Origin of the sequence: Fictibacillus sp. 7GRE50, from assembly GCF_015903875.1 — a bacterium.
Taxonomy (GTDB): Bacteria; Bacillota; Bacilli; order Bacillales; family Fictibacillaceae; genus Fictibacillus; species Fictibacillus phosphorivorans.
This window is the reverse complement of record NZ_JACZDW010000001.1, coordinates 115,787-133,280: the sequence shown is the minus strand read 5'-3', so window position 1 is coordinate 133,280 and position 17,494 is coordinate 115,787. Positions and strand designations below refer to the sequence as shown.

Here is a 17,494-nt window from a genome sequence, read left to right as displayed (position 1 = left end):
GCCAATGTTGAATTGGCCGTCTTTTTTTATAGGGAAATGAAAAGTGGACAGTAAAATGCTCAATGTGGACAGTATATTACTGAAAGTGGACAGTAATTATTCAAGAGTGGACAGTAAAACAACAAAACATAAAAGGTGAATAAAAAAACTCTTGCATTCCTTTCGTAAACGAAGTAAAATTAATTTCGTTGCTGTTATTACATTCGTTGTTTGACACGCATATCTCCAATGTGTTATAGTATGTAAGGTTAATAAAATAAGCAAAAGCATCAAACAAGCAGAAGCACCCGCTTCTCACCTGACTCGACGCTAATAAAGGCTGTTGATGGGTAGATGGATATTCAGGCATGTCAAAGTGTACATAGCCGGTTTACTATGTGTGGGTGATCGTTGCGCCGACGCTTTTTTTATTTGCAGAAATAACAAGTCGAGTGTTTTAAAACACTCACTGAAAAAATTTGGAGGTGACTTACTATTAGTAAGGACATGTCTGTCAATGAAGGTATTCGTGCTCGTGAGGTTCGCTTAATCGGTCCTGATGGAAGCCAGCTTGGCATTAAATCTAGACAAGAAGCTTTGGATCTTGCTACAAACGCAAATCTTGACCTTGTACTCGTTGCTGCAACTGCTAAACCGCCAGTATGTCGTATCATGGACTACGGTAAGTTTAAATACGAGCAACAACGTAAAGATCGTGAAGCACGAAAAAATCAAAAGGTCATTACGACTAAAGAGATTCGTCTAAGTCCAACGATTGAGGAAAACGACTTTAATACAAAGCTTAGAAATGCACGTAAGTTCCTTGAAAAAGGTGACAAAGTAAAAGCAAGTATTCGTTTCCGTGGACGTGCAATCACTCATTCTCAAATCGGAAAAACGGTATTGGAAAAGTTAGCGAAAGAATGTGAAGATCTTTCTACGGTTGAAACGAAACCGAAGATGGAAGGTCGTAGCATGTTCCTTATCCTTGCGCCTAAAGCCGAAAAATAATTTTTACCAGGGAGGATAACCATTATGCCTAAAATGAAAACTCATAAAGGTGCTGCGAAGCGCTTTAGAAAAACTGGATCAGGTAAATTAAAGCGTGCTCGCGCTTATACTAGTCACTTGTTTGCTAACAAGTCAACTAAAGCTAAGCGTAAGCTTCGTAAAGCGAAACTTGTTCACAGCGGTGACTACAAGCGTATCCGCACATTGTTAACTTACAAAAAACGTTAATCGTTCATCAATCGATTTAAAAATAGGAGGTTTTTAATATGCCAAGAGTAAAAGGTGGCTATGTAACACGTCGTCGTCGTAAGAAAGTTCTTAAACTAGCTAAAGGCTATTTCGGTTCCAAACATAAATTATTTAAAGTAGCACAACAACAAGTATTCAAATCACTTATGTACGCTTACCGTGACCGTCGTCAAAAGAAGCGTGACTTCCGTAAGCTTTGGATCACTCGTATCAATGCTGCTGCTCGTACAAACGGTCTTTCTTACAGCCGTTTAATGCACGGTCTTAAACTTGCGGGTATCGACATCAACCGTAAGATGCTTTCTGAAATTGCTATCACAGACGAAAAAGCTTTCGCTGAATTAGCTTCAAAAGCAAAAGACAGCCTAAAAGCTTAAGTAAAAAAAGAAAAGATCATTTCCTCATTTGATGGAGATGATCTTTTTTCATTCTGAAGGGAAACAACAAGGTGTTAATCATATATTTAATCATTTTAAACGTAGCCGCCTATTATGTTATGAAAAGAGACAAATTATCTGCCAAAAAAGGCGAATGGCGCACCCCTGAAGCGAGACTTTGGCTGATTGCTATTATTGGTGGAGCACCCGGTATGTGGCTTGCTATGAAGAAGTTGCGTCATAAGACTAAACATCCTTCATTTCGTTACGGGCTGCCTCTTTTAAGTATGTTTATAACGGTTTTAGCAGGCTGGTTCATATAGAAACTATTCCTGTTGCAGGTATCGTTTGTCTTTTAAGAACAATCTCCAGAAAATATAGAAACCTGGTGCTAAGATGGCAAGACCAACGATATACATAATCATTAAGGAATAAAACGTTTCTGGTGCGGTAAATGCCTCATAGATGGTTAATTCAGGGTATACGATATAAGGCAGATGAGCTAATCCATAACCAACACTTGCAAGACCGTATTGTAAAACAGTTGCTAATAGTGTAAGACGCGGCCGTCCAATTCCTGGGCGGTTTTGTTTTGGCCACCAAAGAGAAGCGTATGCAATAAGAAAGGCGATCAAAGAAAGAATAAACCAGATCTTGTGATCCATTAAATTATCGATGAGCCATCGAGATTCTGGTGTTATAAATAACAAAGTGAACAGAGCGGCGAGTAGCGTAAGTGGTCCTAACAGAATCGCATTGCTCCGATATAACCTATAGGCATCTTCTTTTTTCGAGACTCTTGCGTAATCTGCTAAAAACAACGAAGAAAGATACAACTCAGATGTAAGCCCGAAAAGTACATACAAATAGAGGGTTGGACTTGTGAGAAGTTTTGATAGAAGTAGGCTCTGAGTATCACCATCAACAGCGATGAATCCCCCTTGTGAAATAGGAAGAACGGCTATTAGCAAGGATGGAATAAGCAGGCCAGAGATACCCGAGATGATAAACATCGTTCTGCGATATCCTTGAACGGAATACGAGAACACCATAAATGCACTTCGGATAGCGAGTAAAAAAAGAATCAAAGAAACTGGAACGAGCATGACCGTTCCGAGAGTGTACGCGCCTTTTGGAAAGAAACCAACGAACGCAACCACTAAAAGAACTAAGAACGTGTTTGTGATTTCCCAAGTGGGAGACAAGAAACGATTCGCTATTCTTCCAGCCATCGTCTTATGATTGTTATAAATCATCGCCCAAAATCCAGCACCAAAATCGATTGAACCGAAAATGCTATAGATAAAGATAAAGGTCCACATCATCAGAATCGCTAAAACTTCTTCGCTCATCCTTCATTCCTCCTTTCTAACTCTGAAGTTTTTCCATATCTTTTGAAACAGGGTTTCGTTTGAAATAAGCTGTTAAAATTAAAACGGTTAACACGCTGAGTAGCGCATATAGACCTAAAAATAACAGGAAGAGCACGCCAAGGTCTTCATTCTTAGTCGCAGCTTCCGCTGTCGTCTGAACGCGATAGATGGTCCATGGTTGTCTTCCGCTACAGCTGAAAACCCACCCGAACTCAATGCCGAGCATAGAAAGTGGTCCGGATAAAACAAGAGACCATAACAGCCACTTTGGAAAAGGTTTTCCTCTTCTTTTTACGAAGAACCACCAGTAGGCTAAAGCCACTGCTGCAAGACCTAATAAAAGTGTTCCGATCCCGACCATTAAGTTAAAGAGCGTGTGTACATAAAAAGGTGGCCATGTTTCCCGAGGAAATTCGTACAGTCCTTTCACTTCTGTATCAAACTTGCCGGCAGCAAGCCAGCTTAGAGCCCAAGGTATCTCGATTCCGTACTTTACTTCTTCGGTCTTCGGATCTGTATACCCCCCTATTGCGAGTGGTGCATACCTTTGAGTCTCAAACAGTCCTTCAGCAGCTGCTAGTTTTTCAGGAGAATGCTGATGCAAAATTTGGGCGGAATGATGCCCAGAAACCGCAGAGACAAAGCTCATCAAAAGAGCGACGGTAAGAGACATGAACAACCCTTTTAAATGATAAGCTCGTTCACGTTCAGGTCGCTTCTTTAAAAGTTTAAATGCTGCTACAGAAGCAACGGCAAAAGCGCCGGTCATATAAGCGGTTATGGCAACGTGAAAGGAAGAGGATAGAAAGCTAGGATTGAAGAAAGCATCCCAAGGGGAGACATCATAGATCGTCCCATCTGGTTTGATCTTAAATCCATCCGGTGTATTCATCCACGTATTAACGGCTGAAATTAAGATGGCTGACGCAACAGCTCCAAGTGCAACAAAAAATACAGATATCAAACGGAAATATCTCGGTAACCTGTCAGCCGCATATACGTAAATAGACATGAATAAGGCTTCTAAGAAGAAAGCGAAGATTTCGATCTGAAAGGGAAGGGAAATAACCTTTCCTACAATTTCCATAAATCCAGGCCAGAGCAATGATAATTGAACACCGACAATCGTTCCTGATGGAATGGCAACACCCAATAAAACGGCAAACGCCTTTGTCCAACGCTTAGCCATAATAGCGTAATCGTTGTCACCTTTAACTTGATGTATGATTTCTGCGATGACGATCATCAAAGGAAGACCAACACCAAGGGTTGCAAAAATAATATGAAAACCTAGCGATGTTCCAAAGAATGCTCTCGCGAGTACAACTGTATCCATGATGGACTCCTCCTAAAAAAACTAAGAACTATGTAAGCAAACAATCTATCTTTAAGGTGTCAAAAAGAAGTATGGTTTATGCATACGAACATTCTGTCATATAGAGCTCGTCTTCTGTCATATGCTGACTTAAAGGGGGGATGAGTGCGTGTTAGACAATAGTAGTGTGTTCATCGAGGTGCTCAAGTTCAGTGGAATCTTTGCCCCTTTATTGTTCATTCTTCTTCAAGCGTTTCGACAGTTCTTCTTTCTACCGGTAGGGCTGATCTGTCTTACAGGAGGAATCTTGTTTGGTGCAGTTGCCGGCGCATTCTATTCAGTCATAGGGATCACGCTCTCGAGTGTTCTTTTTTACTGGGGAATGAAAAGTATGCCGAAGCTTATGAAAAAAGTAAAAAAACTGCAGAAAAAGTGGATTGGTAAACGAATGCCGTTCTCGGTAGGTCAGATTGCTATTTTAAAAATGATACCCTTTATGCATTTTCATCTGTTGAGTCTATGCTTGATCGAGATCTCGTCAAATTTCAAAGAGTATACAAAAGCTAGTATCATATCAAACGTTCCGATCGCCATTTTTTATTCTTCGTTCGGATCGGTATTACTTTCTCTCTCGCTCGTTACTTCTGCAGCTATCATTGTCGCGTTATCTGTATTGTTTTATTTATTGAGAAGAAAAGAATGGGTGATTAAATGGAGTGAGTTCTTTGAGGAAGAGAGAGAAGATCAGCAAAAACAACGCATGCCTGCATAAGGTGTGCTTTTTTATTAGAAATTTTTTTGCATAAGATGGAGCTCTTTGAGTGGTTGATTTCCACTCCATGTTGCTCGCTTTCCATGGGGCGAACGGTGAGCCACATTTGTACTCTTAAAAGGTTTCTTGCTCCTGCGTCTACAAGTAAATGCTTAGTAGAAAATTTTCCTCGTCGCATGCCTTACAAGAAGTATCTCAAGTAGTTGGCACGCACCTTCCGCTCCAACCAACTTGCAAATGAAGTTATTTAATAAAATCAAAGCAACAATATTAACAGGCCTTTCTCAATCTGGAATCCTTTGTATTAAGAACAACTAAAAATTCACCCTCGAATGTAGGGCTAGTTAACGTTATAATAGCTTAGGTATGAAAGGCAGGGATGGACCATGAAAATTAAAGAACTCTTTTCGATGCAGAACGAATTAAATATGCGCATAGTAAAAGAACATAAACTTGATAACTCATCATTATTTGAACAAAGAAGATTAGCATTTCTTGTTGAGCTAGGTGAACTAGCGAATGAAACAAGATGCTTTAAATATTGGAGTAAACGTCCTGCTTCTGAAAAAGAAGTAATTTTAGAAGAATATGTAGACGGACTACATTTTGTCTTATCAATAGGATTAGATTTGGGCTTTAAAGAGGTAGAGATAACCACTGAGGTTGATCTTGGCGAGAAAATGGACAAGATAGATATCAATACTTTATTTTTAACTCTATATCAATCGGGGTCTAAATCTTTATTAAACGAAGAATTCCAATCGTTTTTTGACACATTTTTAGGGCTCGGTGTGAAGCTCGGCTTTTCTTTTGAAGAGATCGAAGAAGCTTACTTTGCAAAGAATAGAGTAAATCATGAACGTCAAGATACTGGCTATTAATAAAATAATTAACATTAAACAAAAATAAAAAACCCGGGAATCCGGGTTTTACTTCAAGCCGTCTGAAAGGGTGTTTAAAATTTCTTCCTTCTTTTGCTGATCTGAATTTTTCCAGATTACTTCAAAAAGAACACCAAGACCAGGAAGCATTTTTTCTTCTCCACTCTCGATAGCATCTACGATCGTATCTTGTAACTGCTCTTTATTATTGCCAGTGACATTATGCAATACAGCTTTTCTTAAGTCTAGATTCATGGATATGCACCTCTATTAATTTTTTCTTTTTTTATTGTGTACGATTTGAGCATGTTTTATGAGAAAAAAGTAAAATATTTATGATTTAAAGGAGAACACTTGAAAATGAAGCACATTGAATCAGAATCCAACGCTTCCTTGAAGCAATGGAAAAAACTTCATACCAAAAAAGAACGTGAAAAATCCGGGACCTTTTTACTTGAAGGTCCACATCTTATAGAAGAAGCAATCGCGTCTGGTGCAAAACTTCAACATGTGATCGTTGAAGAAAATTTTGAAATCAACGAGACGTGGTTAAAGGAAAAATTCAGCCTATGGTCTGTTCCGGCGAAATTAATGAAACAGCTTTCTGAAACGGAAAAACCTCAAGGGATCATTGCCGTTTGTGAAATGATGGATCAATCTGAAGAACTCATTAAAAACGGAGGACGCTACCTTTTAATCGACGGTGTTCAAGACCCTGGAAATCTTGGTACGATTATTCGAACAGCTGATAGCGCGGGCCTCGATGGTGTATTCTTAGGTGAAGGTACAGCGGATCTTTATAATGGTAAAACCGTTCGATCAACGCAAGGATCGTTGTTTCATCTACCAATCGTGAAAGCGAACCTTCTGGAGATAATTGAGCAATGTAAGGAACATGATTTACCGGTATTATCTACTTCCCTTCAAAACGCTGTAGATATGCGAGAAATGGCTGAAGTGGATGGCTTTGCCTTAATCATGGGCAATGAAGGAGCAGGTGTGCAGGAGATCCTTCAGCAGGAATCAACATTGAATGTGAAGATCCCGATCTTCGGCAGTGCTGAGTCTCTGAACGTTTCTGTAGCAACAGGTATCCTTTTGTATGAATTGCAGCGAAATCGCACGTAATTTGTGACATAGCGTTGCAATTATAGAATTTTTTCATATATAATGAAAAAGATGAATGGAATAGTGTCAAAAACGAAGATGGAGAAAAGTAGATAATGATTCCGCCAAAAAGGGAGGAAATGTCCTGGACTGTGAGCATTTCTTTGGTAGGTGTTATTGAATTCACTCCTGAGTTGTCACCTGAAACGTTAAGTAGGGCTGACCGGTGAAGAGCCGTTATTAAAATGAAGTGAACAGTGTATTTTTCATTGTTAAATTGGGTGGTACCGCGAACTCCTCGTCCCTTATTGGATGAGGAGTTTTTATATTTTTAAGGAGGGGTTGCACGGTGAAAGACCGTTTAGAAGCTCTAAAAGTAGAAGCGATCGGCCAGATCAAAGAAGCCCAGGATCTAAAAGATCTGCAAGCTGTTAAGGTAGCTTATTTAGGAAAGAAAGGACCCATTACTGAAGTATTAAAAGGGATGGGGAAATTGTCTGCTGAAGAAAGACCTGTTGTTGGTGCTTATGCTAACGAAGTTCGTGACAGCATCCAGCAGGAATTAGATAAAAAACAGGCAGAGCTTGAAAATGCAGCAATTGCTGAAAAGCTTTCAAAAGAAACGATTGATGTTTCATTACCAGGAAGACCTGTAAAGAAAGGAAATCCCCATCCTTTAACAGCTGTTGTTACGGAGATTGAAGATCTTTTCTTGAGCATGGGCTTTACAATCGCTGAAGGTCCTGAAGTAGAAACAGATTATTACAATTTTGAAGCGTTAAACTTGCCAAAAGGACACCCTGCGCGTGATATGCAGGACTCTTTCTTTATTACAGAAGATATCCTTCTTCGTACACAAACTTCACCTGTTCAAGCACGTACGATGGAAAAACATGAAGGAGAAGGCCCTGTGAAAATCATTTCTCCTGGTAAGGTTTACAGAAGAGATAATGATGATGCTACACACTCGCATCAGTTCATGCAGATCGAAGGGCTAGTTGTTGACCAAAATGTTCGTTTAAGTGACTTAAAAGGTGTGCTTGAAACGTTCGCTAAAAAAATGTTTGGTGAAGATCGTAAAATTCGTCTTCGTCCAAGTTTCTTCCCTTTTACAGAACCATCTGTCGAAATGGATATCTCTTGCTTTAAGTGCAGCGGAAAAGGCTGTTCGATCTGTAAACAAACAGGTTGGATTGAGATATTAGGAGCAGGAATGGTTCATCCGAACGTGCTTGAGATGGCAGGGTTCGATTCAAAGAAATACACAGGTTTTGCATTTGGTATGGGACCTGAGCGTATCGCGATGCTCAAATATGGAATTGATGATATTCGTCATTTCTATGCGAACGATATCCGGTTTTTAAAACAATTCAAAAATGCATAACTTGAGGAGGGGAATTATATGCTAATCTCTTATAACTGGCTAAAAGAATATGTAAACGTAGAAATCTCACCGTCTGAACTCGCAGATAAGATAACAAAAAGCGGTATTGAAGTCGAGATGGTCGAGTCACTAAACAAAGGAATCAGTGGAGTAGTTGTTGGATATGTTGAAGAATGCATCCAGCACCCTAACGCTGACAAGCTGAGAGTTTGTAAAGTAGATGTGGGTCAAGGAGAAGTCTCACAGATCGTTTGCGGTGCACCAAACGTAGCTCAAGGGCAAAAGGTTGCTGTTGCTGTACCTGGTGCCGTGCTTCCGGGTAACTTTAAAATAAAAAAAGCAAAACTTCGCGGTGAAGAATCTCACGGAATGATTTGTTCACTTACAGAGTTAGGTGTAGATACAAAATTAGTACCAAAAGAATATTCAACAGGAATCTTTGTGATGCCATCTGATGCAGAGCCAGGAAGCGATGCTTTAGAATACTTAAATCTCAATGACCATGTGTTGGAACTTGGACTGACACCAAACCGTGCTGACTGTCTGAACGTGATCGGTGTAGCTAATGAAGTAGCTGCGATTTTAGAACAAGAAGTGAAACTTCCAAACACATCGATCACTACGACAGAAGAAAAAGCAGAGGATTTTATTTCTGTTCATATCGAGTCGCTTGAAGACAATCCATATTACGGAGCGATGATCATCCGTGATGTTAAAATTGGTCCTTCTCCGCTTTGGATGCAGAATCGACTGATGGCATCTGGCATTCGTCCGATCAATAACATTGTTGATATCACAAACTACGTACTTCTTGAGTATGGTCAGCCACTACACGCATTTGACTATAACCGATTAGGTTCAAAAGAGATTGTGATCCGTCGTGCAGCAGAAGGTGAACACATTCAAACGCTTGACGATCAAGATCGTAAGCTTAAAGAATCTCATCTAGTAATCACAAATGGTAAAGATCCAATTGCAGTAGCAGGTGTTATGGGCGGGGCTACGAGTGAAGTTCAATCTGACACAACAAACGTACTTTTAGAAGCAGCTTATTTCACTTCAGGTCGTGTAAGAGCAGCTTCTAAAGACCTTGGTTTACGCAGTGAAGCAAGTTCGAGATATGAAAAAGGCATCGATCGTAACCGAGTATACGCTGCTGCAATGAGAGCGGCTAGCCTTATGGCAGATCTTGCTGGTGGTCAAGTTGCTGAAGGAATCGTTGAAGCAGGTAAGCGTGAAGTCAACTCTTACAGCGTGAAGATGGATGTTTCTAGAATGAATAATCTTTTAGGGACAGAGATCACATCAGAACAGACAGCATCGATCTTTAATCGTTTAGGTTTTGCATATAAAGAGTCGGACGGAAAGTTCGAAGTAAACGTTCCTTCACGAAGACCAGACATAACGATTGAAGCGGACTTAATTGAGGAAGTAGGACGTATCTATGGATATGATCGCATCCCAACTACGTATCTTTTATCAGAAGCGCGTCCTGGTGGACTAACGAAGAATCAGGCACAACGCCGTAATATCAGAACGTATCTAGAAGGAGCTGGACTATATCAAGCTGTAACTTACGCATTGACTACTCCGGCAAAGTCTACTCATTTTTCGTTTAGTGATGAGAAGGTATATCCGATCTCTGTTGCACATCCGATGAGTGAAGAACGCAGTACGTTAAGAATGAGCTTATTGCCGCAGCTTCTTGAAGTGCTTCAATACAACAGAAATCGCTCGATGGAAGATCTCGCTATTTATGAGATGGGATCTGTCTTCATCAATCGCCAAGAGGTATTAACGGATCTTCCAGAAGAGTATGTATTCGTTTCAGGCGCTGTTACAGGTGTATTTAACGAGCATCTATGGCAAGGAGAGAGAAAGACTGTTGATTTTTATGTGTTAAAAGGAATTCTAGAAGGTCTCATGGGTGAATTGAACCTATCTGAACGAATCACGTATGAAGCTGGAGAAATAGAAAACATGCATCCAGGAAGAACGGCGATCGTGAAACTCGATGGTATTTCTGTAGGGTTTGTAGGTCAACTTCACCCAGCTCTTCAAAAAGAGTTGGATGTAAAAGATACGTACGTGTTCGAGTTGAACGCAACAAGTCTTTTAGACAAAGAAACAGATCAGATGGTTTATCAAACATTGCCGCGTTATCCATCTATTACACGAGATATCGCTCTTGTTGTAGATCAACAACTTCCAGCAGGAGACCTGACTACTGTGATTCAAGCTGCAGGTGGAGAGCTATTAAAAGAAGTGAATCTTTTTGATCTGTATGAAGGAGAAAAGATGGAAGAAGGCAAGAAATCACTTGCATTCTCACTGAAATATTTTGATCCAGAACGAACGTTAACGGATGAAGAAGTAGTAACGGCGCATAACCGCGTATTAAAGAGCTTAGAAGAACGCTTCGGAGCTCAGCTAAGAAAATAATTGTTGAAGAAGCTGGTTCATCGAGAGATGGCCAGTTTTTTTGTCTTTATTATTAGGCTGTTTTTGCATATTTTGCTGTTCTTGAAAATGGTGTCAATGCGAACTGGACACTTTTATGTGAAAAGGGATCATTTTTATGTGATGGACTTCATTTTTTATGTGATGAACCGCATTTTTTATGTGATTATAACTTTTTAGTAACCAATAGCGGATGCTCGTTCTGCGAAAAAGAGGATGATTCCTTATGAATTCATCCTCTCCGCTCCTTAAATCTTCTTTTTACGTAATAAATTTAGCGCTTTTTGTGTATTTGCAAAATGCTTCTTTGTTGCCGTATCAAAAACAGTCTCTCCATATTTTTCTACCAGCTCAGCCGCCTTCACATCCACGTGAGGACCTGCCCCTTTTGGAATAACGGTATTAAATCGGTGCCCTAACTTATCCATTTCCTTTAAAAAGCTATACCTGGCCAAGATTGAAGCAGCAGCAACAGAAAGATGAATCGATTCGCCTTTTGTGGCAAAATAAAGACCTTCTTTTAAGAGATTCTTCTCTCTTGTTAAGTAGTTAAAGTAAACACCAGGTTCACAAAACTGATCGACTAATATACCTTCGATCTCTTCACCTTCAATTTTTGCTTTTACATTTTGCAGAGCTCGGTTATGAAGGATAGCCTTAATCTTACCTTGAGTCATACCTTTTTGCTGAAGTTCGTTATACTTTTCATTATTCAGTACGAGAAGTGAGTATGGAACGGTATGAATCAGTTCCTTTGCAATCTGAATGATCTGTTTGTCATTTAAGTGCTTAGAATCTTTCACCCCGAGTTCTTTTACAAGTTCTAGATTTTCCCGAGAAACATAAGCCGCAGCAACAGTCATCGGACCAAAATAATCTCCTGTTCCAACTTCGTCACTTCCGATCATCGACAATTCTGCAGCGTTCTGTGGTGGGGCATACTGATGAGGCGGTTTAACTGTTTTGGTTTTCTCTTTTGGAATAGCAACTTCACCCGAATATTTTTGAGAAGCAGCTTCTGCTCCCTTTCCTTGGAACAGGACTTTGCCTGATTGGTAAGCTGTAACTGTGCAATCTGAGAGTTTTGCAGAAAAAACAGCTCCGGGTGGCGTTTTAGCTGATAGAACGGAAGTGAGTTCTTTTTTCATCTTAAGTATTTCTGCATTTGTCATTTTTTTAACAACGTGAGACATAATAGTGATCCTCCTAAAAATGAAGAGATTTCCAAATATATCAAAAAAACACTACAATAGAACAGAAATATTTTCAACTATGAACGATATTTGATAAGATAAAGATTAGAGTATTCATTAAATGAATGATCCTTTGTATGTTAAGGAGGTTATTTTGTGGCGGAAGAGAAAAAGAAAAACCGTACGACGGTCGAAATCTATGGACAACGATATGTAATTGCAGGGACCGAATCCTCCAGCCACATTCATTTAGTAGCTGATAAAGTAGACTTGAAAATGAGAGAGATTCAATCTCATAACCGGTTTCTCGACACGAAACAACTAGCTGTACTTACAGCAGTAAATACAATGAACGAATATTTAAAGATTAAAGAAGAGCTGAAAAAATTGCAACAGCGAATTGGAAAAGAGGAAAGTTAGTATGTTGGATTTAATTTTAATTATCGTATTAGCAGGTGGATTTTTAATCGGTTTAAAAAGAGGCTTCATCATGCAGCTTGTTCATTTGATCGGATTCATAGCAGCGTATATCGTTGCTTATCTGTATTATGATGAACTTGCGCCAAAGCTAGAGTTGTGGATTCCATACCCTTCTTCAAATGATAGTTCTGTTTCCTTTTTAATGAACAGCATATCACTTGAACAAGCTTATTATAATGCAATTGCCTTTGCGATTCTGTTCTTCGCAACCAAGATTATCCTACAGATTTTAGGGTCTATGCTCGATTTTCTTGCAAACTTACCGATCCTTCACACGTTCAACAGATGGCTCGGTGGTTTATTAGGTTTTGTAGAAGTCTATTTGATCGTGTTTATTTTATTGTATATCGCGACATTAGTTCCAATTGAGGCATTTCAAGCTCATTATGAAAATTCATGGATCGCACAGGGAATGGTCAAAAACACCCCCGTATTTTCTGAGTCCGTAAAGGAAATGTGGATGAAACATATGGCATAACTTCTCCCAAAGCGGAGAAGTTTTTTTCTTTGTTGTTTATACTAAGTTGATCTTGAAAGTAGTTGTTTTCCGCTTCAGGTTGCATGCTTTCCGCGGGGCAGGCGGTGAGCCCCTTGCCGCTTTGCGCCGTTAAGGGTCTCACCTGACCGCTTGTCCTAGCCTAGAGTCTCGCATCCTTCTGCTCCAATCAACTTGTCAAAGAAGGTAAAAAAACAACACAAAGAAATCCTTTTTTGGAAGGTGAATTTGCACACTTTCATAAAAGAAATCAAAAACAACCTTTGTTTTTCTAGCCTACAATTATTATAGAGGAGAGCTCATTATGGTAAATAAAAAAGAGGTAGTACGTGCACTTGAACAGATTGCTTTGTACCTTGAGATCTTAGGAGAGAACTCGTTTAAAGTTTCTGCATATCGTAAAGCAGCGAACGCTCTTGAGAGTGATGAGCGAACGATGGAAGAGATCGGGGATGTCTCAAAACTAAAAGGAATCGGCAAAGGTACAGCTGCTGTAATTATTGAAATGATTGATAAGGGTGAGTCGGATCTTTTAGGTGAACTACAGGATAAAGTTCCGTCTGAATTGATTACACTGCTGCAAGTTCCAAATCTCGGAGGTAAGAAAATTGCTAAACTTTATTCCGAGTTAGGTGTAACGAATATTGAATCTCTAAAAGAAGCATGTGAAAATGGTAAAGTAAGAGAATTGGCAGGGTTCGGCGCTAAAACGGAAGAGAAGATCTTAGCATCCTTAAAAGATCTTGGGAAAAGACCAGAGAGGCTTCCTATTGCCTATATGCTGCCAATCGCAGAGAAAATAGAATCTCAGTTAAAAAGAATGAAAAGTATTGAGAAATACTCTAGAGCAGGAAGTCTAAGACGATACCGTGAAACGATCAAAGACTTGGATTTTATTATTTCAAGTGAACATCCTAATGAAGTAAAAGAGCAACTATTGAAACTTGATGGGGTTATCGATGTGATTGCGAGCGGAGATACGAAGGTTTCCCTCGTACTAGATGAAAAGCTTTCTGTATCCGTAGACTTTCGTATTGTCCAGCCCTCTCAGTTTGCTACTACACTGCATCATTTTACAGGCTCGATGGAGCATAACGTTAAAATGCGTCAGCTCGCAAAAGCAAGAGGTGAAAAGATCAGTGAATATGGTGTAGAAAATGTAGAGACAGGTGAAATTCTTACGTTTGAAACGGAACAGGATTTCTATGCTCATTTCTCGTTAAGTTGGATTCCGCCTGAAGCGAGAGAGACTGGTGAAGAAATAGAGCTATTTAAGGATGGTCATGACCTTATTCAGTTGTCTGATATAAAAGGCGATCTTCATCTGCATTCTACTTGGAGCGATGGGGCGTTCTCGATCGAAGAAATGGCTGAAGAAGCACGAAGTAAAGGCTATGAATATATGGCGATTACGGATCATTCTCAATATTTAAGAGTAGCGAACGGTCTAACTCCAGAGAGAGTACGTATGCAAAGGCAAGAGATTAATAAGTTAAATAAAAAGTATACAGATTTTAAGATACTCGCTGGAATCGAGATGGATATTCTCCCAGATGGTACACTTGATTATGATGATGAATTGTTAGAGGAAATGGATTTTGTTATTGCAAGCATCCATTCTGCGTTTTCTCAAGATCAAAGCAAAATCATGGATCGTTTAAAGACAGCGTTAACACATAAGAAAGTTGATCTGATCGCCCACCCAACAGGGCGTTTGATCGGACGCAGAGAAGGTTATGACGTGGATGTTGAAACACTGCTGCAGCTTGCTTATGAAACAGGTACCGCTGTTGAGTTGAATGCGAATCCGAATCGTCTTGATCTTGCTCCACACTGGTTAAGGAAAGCTCAGGATCTTGGGGTTAAGATAGCGATTAATACAGATGCACATTATAAAGACACGATGAAACATATGGAGATTGGAGCAGCGGTTGCCCGAAAAGGTTACATTCAAAAAAGCAATGTGTTAAACACAATGACTTTAAAAGAACTCGAAACCTATTTAAACCGTAGAAAGCTCTAGATCCTATGATCAGGGGGAAGAATATATGCAAGAAAAAATGCTACGTGTTTTAGAACTAAGAAAAGTGATAGACCGTCTAAAAAAGCATGCAAGCTGCTCACTTGGACTAAATAAAATAGATTCTTTAATGCCGTTTACAGCTCTTGAAGATGTAAACGAAGCTCAAGATGCTACAGATGAAGGGGTAAAAGTTCTCCGATTAAAAGGACAAGTTCCATTCGGCGGGATCTTTGATGTTTCATCAAATGTTAAGCGATCAAAGATTGGCAGTCTCCTAAACGAAGAAGATTTAATGGACATCGCTTCAACTCTTTATGGTGGTAGACGCTTTAAGCGGTTTATCGAAGGCTTGGTTGAGGATGGAATTGAACTGCGTATTCTTAAGAATGCAGCAGAAAACATCATTCCTCTTCATGAGCTAGAACAAGAAATTAAAAGCTGTATCGATGACAACGGACATATGATGGATAGCGCTAGCCCTGAACTTCGTGCGATTCGTCAGCAGTTGCGTACGTATGAAACACGCGTAAGAGAAAAACTGGAATCAATCGTTAGATCATCCAGTTATCAAAAAATGTTGTCTGACTCGATTATCACGATTCGTAACGACCGATTCGTTATTCCTGTTAAACAAGAGTACAGAGGTAATTTTGGCGGAATGGTCCATGATCAATCAGCGAGTGGAGCAACTTTGTTCATTGAACCTCAATCTGTTATGACAGTTAACAATCAAGTGAAAGAAGCTAAAGCGAAAGAGGCTCGTGAGATCGAGAAGATTTTAAGAGAACTAACTGCTGGAGTAGCAGAACATGCTGATGATATTCTGTTGAACGTAGATATTTTAGCAGAGATGGATTTTATTCTAGCAAAAGCTAGGTTTGCCAATGAGCTAAAATGTACGCGTCCGATTATGAATGACAAAGGATTTATATCACTGAATAGCGGCAGGCATCCTCTGCTCGATCAAGAAACGGTTGTTCCAACGAGTGTGATGTTAGGTGGTGAGTATCAATCACTCGTTATAACAGGTCCGAATACAGGTGGTAAAACAGTTACCCTAAAAACGATCGGACTGCTTACTCTTATGGCACAATGTGGCCTGCAGATACCTGCTGGAGAAGAATCAGAAATGGCTGTCTTTAAGAATATCTATGCTGACATTGGTGATGAACAGTCTATTGAACAATCATTGAGTACATTCTCTTCACATATGGTTAACATCGTAGACATCTTAAACAAGATCGATTTCGAATCACTCGTTCTCTTTGATGAACTGGGAGCAGGAACTGATCCTCAAGAAGGGGCTGCCCTTGCTATTTCGATTCTAGACTTCGTTTTTGCGCGGGGAGCACGTGTCGTAGCTACAACCCATTATAGTGAGTTAAAAGCATATGCATACAACCGACCTGGTGTTATGAACGCATCTGTAGAATTTGATGTGCAGACGTTAAGACCTACATATCGATTATTAGTGGGAGTGCCAGGCCGAAGCAATGCGTTTGAGATCTCTAAAAGACTCGGACTCCGTCAAGATATCATTGATTCAGCTCGTTCTCAGATCAGTGAAGATGAGAACAAGATTGATAATATGATAAAGTCTCTAGAAGATAATCGTAAAAACGCAGAAAAAGAGATGGAAGAAGCAGAGAACAAAAGAAAAGAAGCAGAGTCTATTAAGGGTGATCTGGAAAGAGAACTCGAACTGTTTCAGAATGAAAAAGATCGATTGTATGAAAAAGCGAAGCAGGAAGCGGAACAAGCAATTGAAAAAGCACGTGAAACGGCAGAAGAGATCATCCATGAGATTCGTGAACTTCAAAAATCTGGAGGACAGATTAAAGAACATAAACTGATCGAAGCAAAAAAGAGATTAGAAGAAGCTGTCCCGAAATCAAAAGCAAAAAACAAGAAGCAAAAAGCAGTATCTACAAAGGAAGAGTATGTTCCAGGTGACGAGGTAAGAGTACTTACAGTAGGTCAAAAAGGACATATTGTTGAAAAAGTAAGCAACAACGAATACCAAGTTCAGATTGGAATTCTAAAGATGAATGTATCTGAAAAAGATTTAGAGTGGGTAAAACAAAGTAAACCGAAATCTGAACCGCGTTCATTCGTAAAAGTATCAGGAAACTCTGATTCTTCTCGTCCTGAGCTAGACCTAAGAGGAAAAAGGTATGAAGATGCGATGCTAGAGGTGGATCGATATCTAGATGAAGCACTTCTAGCTGGTTTTAACCAAGTATATATCATACATGGTAAAGGAACAGGTGCACTTAGAAAAGGTGTTCAAGAGCTGTTGAAAACGCATCGTAATGTTAAATCCACTCGTATGGGTGCAGCTGGTGAAGGCGGCGGAGTAACAGTCGCTGTATTGAAATAGTATAGTGAATTAAA

17 protein-coding genes and 2 other annotated features are annotated in these 17,494 nt (G+C 39.7%); of the genes, 13 read left to right on the top strand and 4 right to left on the bottom strand.

All coding sequences use genetic code 11. The features are described from left to right. The first annotated feature begins 269 nt into the window (after positions 1 to 269). Positions 270 to 414: a sequence feature (ribosomal protein L20 leader region), on the top strand. A 72-nt stretch (positions 415 to 486) separates the two neighbouring features. The 4 genes from infC (at position 487) to IHV12_RS00610 (ending at position 1,939) form a co-directional block, all read left to right on the top strand. Beyond that, positions 487 to 990 carry a translation initiation factor IF-3 gene (infC, locus tag IHV12_RS00625; protein ID WP_066396718.1) on the top strand — a complete coding sequence of 168 codons (504 nt, stop codon included), beginning with the start codon at positions 487 to 489 and terminating at the stop codon, positions 988 to 990. Positions 991 to 1,014: 24 nt separating this feature from the next. Then, positions 1,015 to 1,218 carry a 50S ribosomal protein L35 gene (gene rpmI, locus IHV12_RS00620; protein WP_066243622.1) on the top strand — a complete coding sequence of 68 codons (204 nt, stop codon included), beginning with the start codon at positions 1,015 to 1,017 and terminating at the stop codon, positions 1,216 to 1,218. Between the two features lie 38 nt (positions 1,219 to 1,256). After that, positions 1,257 to 1,616 carry a 50S ribosomal protein L20 gene (rplT, locus tag IHV12_RS00615; RefSeq protein ID WP_066291543.1) on the top strand — a complete coding sequence of 120 codons (360 nt, stop codon included), beginning with the start codon at positions 1,257 to 1,259 and terminating at the stop codon, positions 1,614 to 1,616. A 71-nt stretch (positions 1,617 to 1,687) separates the two neighbouring features. Further along, a complete protein-coding gene (locus IHV12_RS00610) occupies positions 1,688 to 1,939 on the top strand; it encodes a DUF1294 domain-containing protein (RefSeq protein WP_269148762.1) in 252 nt (83 codons plus the stop codon). A gap of 3 nt (positions 1,940 to 1,942) precedes the next feature. Here the strand turns inward: IHV12_RS00610 and IHV12_RS00605 are convergent, their stop codons facing one another. Further along, positions 1,943 to 2,968 carry a cytochrome d ubiquinol oxidase subunit II gene (locus tag IHV12_RS00605; RefSeq protein WP_197189556.1) on the bottom strand — a complete coding sequence of 342 codons (1,026 nt, stop codon included), beginning with the start codon at positions 2,966 to 2,968 and terminating at the stop codon, positions 1,943 to 1,945. A gap of 16 nt (positions 2,969 to 2,984) precedes the next feature. Next, positions 2,985 to 4,325 (bottom strand): cytochrome ubiquinol oxidase subunit I, encoded by a 1,341-nt coding sequence (locus IHV12_RS00600; protein WP_137788691.1) that lies wholly within the window; start codon positions 4,323 to 4,325, stop codon positions 2,985 to 2,987. Positions 4,326 to 4,473: 148 nt separating this feature from the next. On the opposite strand from IHV12_RS00600, the gene IHV12_RS00595 reads away from it, so the two are divergent. Both IHV12_RS00595 and IHV12_RS00590 read left to right on the top strand, forming a co-directional pair. Then, on the top strand, positions 4,474 to 5,076 hold the full coding sequence (locus tag IHV12_RS00595; RefSeq protein WP_197189555.1) for a TVP38/TMEM64 family protein: 603 nt from the start codon (positions 4,474 to 4,476) through the stop codon (positions 5,074 to 5,076). 386 nt (positions 5,077 to 5,462) lie between these two features. After that, positions 5,463 to 5,957: a dUTP diphosphatase gene (locus tag IHV12_RS00590; RefSeq protein ID WP_197131489.1), complete on the top strand. Its 495-nt coding sequence runs from the start codon at positions 5,463 to 5,465 to the stop codon at positions 5,955 to 5,957. Positions 5,958 to 6,005: 48 nt separating this feature from the next. Here IHV12_RS00590 and sspI read toward each other — a convergent pair whose 3' ends face one another. Then, positions 6,006 to 6,212, bottom strand: a complete 207-nt coding sequence (sspI, locus tag IHV12_RS00585; protein WP_066396708.1) for a small acid-soluble spore protein SspI — start codon at positions 6,210 to 6,212, stop codon at positions 6,006 to 6,008. Positions 6,213 to 6,317: 105 nt separating this feature from the next. Here sspI and IHV12_RS00580 point away from each other — a divergent pair, with 105 nt between their 5' ends. From IHV12_RS00580 to pheT, 3 genes are all read left to right on the top strand, one after another. Then, positions 6,318 to 7,085 carry a TrmH family RNA methyltransferase gene (locus IHV12_RS00580; RefSeq protein ID WP_197189554.1) on the top strand — a complete coding sequence of 256 codons (768 nt, stop codon included), beginning with the start codon at positions 6,318 to 6,320 and terminating at the stop codon, positions 7,083 to 7,085. A 66-nt stretch (positions 7,086 to 7,151) separates the two neighbouring features. Next, positions 7,152 to 7,373 (top strand) — a binding site (T-box leader). 40 nt (positions 7,374 to 7,413) lie between these two features. Further along, complete coding sequence (pheS, locus tag IHV12_RS00575; RefSeq protein ID WP_197131483.1) at positions 7,414 to 8,448, top strand: phenylalanine--tRNA ligase subunit alpha; 1,035 nt, start codon at positions 7,414 to 7,416, stop codon at positions 8,446 to 8,448. Between the two features lie 18 nt (positions 8,449 to 8,466). After that, positions 8,467 to 10,890, top strand: a complete 2,424-nt coding sequence (pheT, locus tag IHV12_RS00570) for a phenylalanine--tRNA ligase subunit beta (RefSeq protein WP_197189553.1) — start codon at positions 8,467 to 8,469, stop codon at positions 10,888 to 10,890. A gap of 266 nt (positions 10,891 to 11,156) precedes the next feature. Here pheT and rnhC read toward each other — a convergent pair whose 3' ends face one another. After that, positions 11,157 to 12,101 (bottom strand): ribonuclease HIII, encoded by a 945-nt coding sequence (gene rnhC, locus IHV12_RS00565; protein ID WP_197189552.1) that lies wholly within the window; start codon positions 12,099 to 12,101, stop codon positions 11,157 to 11,159. Positions 12,102 to 12,257: 156 nt separating this feature from the next. On the opposite strand from rnhC, the gene zapA reads away from it, so the two are divergent. The 4 genes from zapA to IHV12_RS00545 all read left to right on the top strand — a co-directional run bounded on the left by zapA (position 12,258) and on the right by IHV12_RS00545 (position 17,480). Next, a complete protein-coding gene (gene zapA, locus IHV12_RS00560) occupies positions 12,258 to 12,521 on the top strand; it encodes a cell division protein ZapA (protein WP_144698705.1) in 264 nt (87 codons plus the stop codon). 1 nt (position 12,522) lies between these two features. Further along, positions 12,523 to 13,059 (top strand): CvpA family protein, encoded by a 537-nt coding sequence (locus IHV12_RS00555; protein WP_197189551.1) that lies wholly within the window; start codon positions 12,523 to 12,525, stop codon positions 13,057 to 13,059. Positions 13,060 to 13,381: 322 nt separating this feature from the next. Continuing rightward, the gene (gene polX / locus IHV12_RS00550; protein ID WP_231620603.1) at positions 13,382 to 15,100 is read left to right on the top strand and encodes a DNA polymerase/3'-5' exonuclease PolX; all 1,719 of its coding nucleotides are present in this window, start codon (positions 13,382 to 13,384) and stop codon (positions 15,098 to 15,100) included. A 25-nt stretch (positions 15,101 to 15,125) separates the two neighbouring features. Then, positions 15,126 to 17,480 (top strand): endonuclease MutS2, encoded by a 2,355-nt coding sequence (locus tag IHV12_RS00545; RefSeq protein ID WP_197189550.1) that lies wholly within the window; start codon positions 15,126 to 15,128, stop codon positions 17,478 to 17,480. Positions 17,481 to 17,494 lie beyond the last annotated feature (14 nt).

Bases quoted from the DNA above. Each gene is read 5' to 3' on its own strand.
- infC (WP_066396718.1), top strand. From the start codon at position 487: ATGTCTGTCAATGAAGGTATTCGTGCTCGTGAGGTTCGCTTAATCGGT.
- rpmI (WP_066243622.1), top strand. From the start codon at position 1,015: ATGCCTAAAATGAAAACTCATAAAGGTGCTGCGAAGCGCTTTAGAAAA.
- rplT (WP_066291543.1), top strand. From the start codon at position 1,257: ATGCCAAGAGTAAAAGGTGGCTATGTAACACGTCGTCGTCGTAAGAAA.
- IHV12_RS00605 (WP_197189556.1), bottom strand. From the start codon at position 2,968: ATGAGCGAAGAAGTTTTAGCGATTCTGATGATGTGGACCTTTATCTTT.
- IHV12_RS00600 (WP_137788691.1), bottom strand. From the start codon at position 4,325: ATGGATACAGTTGTACTCGCGAGAGCATTCTTTGGAACATCGCTAGGT.
- IHV12_RS00590 (WP_197131489.1), top strand. From the start codon at position 5,463: ATGAAAATTAAAGAACTCTTTTCGATGCAGAACGAATTAAATATGCGC.
- sspI (WP_066396708.1), bottom strand. From the start codon at position 6,212: ATGAATCTAGACTTAAGAAAAGCTGTATTGCATAATGTCACTGGCAAT.
- IHV12_RS00580 (WP_197189554.1), top strand. From the start codon at position 6,318: ATGAAGCACATTGAATCAGAATCCAACGCTTCCTTGAAGCAATGGAAA.
- pheT (WP_197189553.1), top strand. From the start codon at position 8,467: ATGCTAATCTCTTATAACTGGCTAAAAGAATATGTAAACGTAGAAATC.
- rnhC (WP_197189552.1), bottom strand. From the start codon at position 12,101: ATGTCTCACGTTGTTAAAAAAATGACAAATGCAGAAATACTTAAGATG.
- IHV12_RS00555 (WP_197189551.1), top strand. From the start codon at position 12,523: ATGTTGGATTTAATTTTAATTATCGTATTAGCAGGTGGATTTTTAATC.
- polX (WP_231620603.1), top strand. From the start codon at position 13,382: ATGGTAAATAAAAAAGAGGTAGTACGTGCACTTGAACAGATTGCTTTG.
- IHV12_RS00545 (WP_197189550.1), top strand. From the start codon at position 15,126: ATGCAAGAAAAAATGCTACGTGTTTTAGAACTAAGAAAAGTGATAGAC.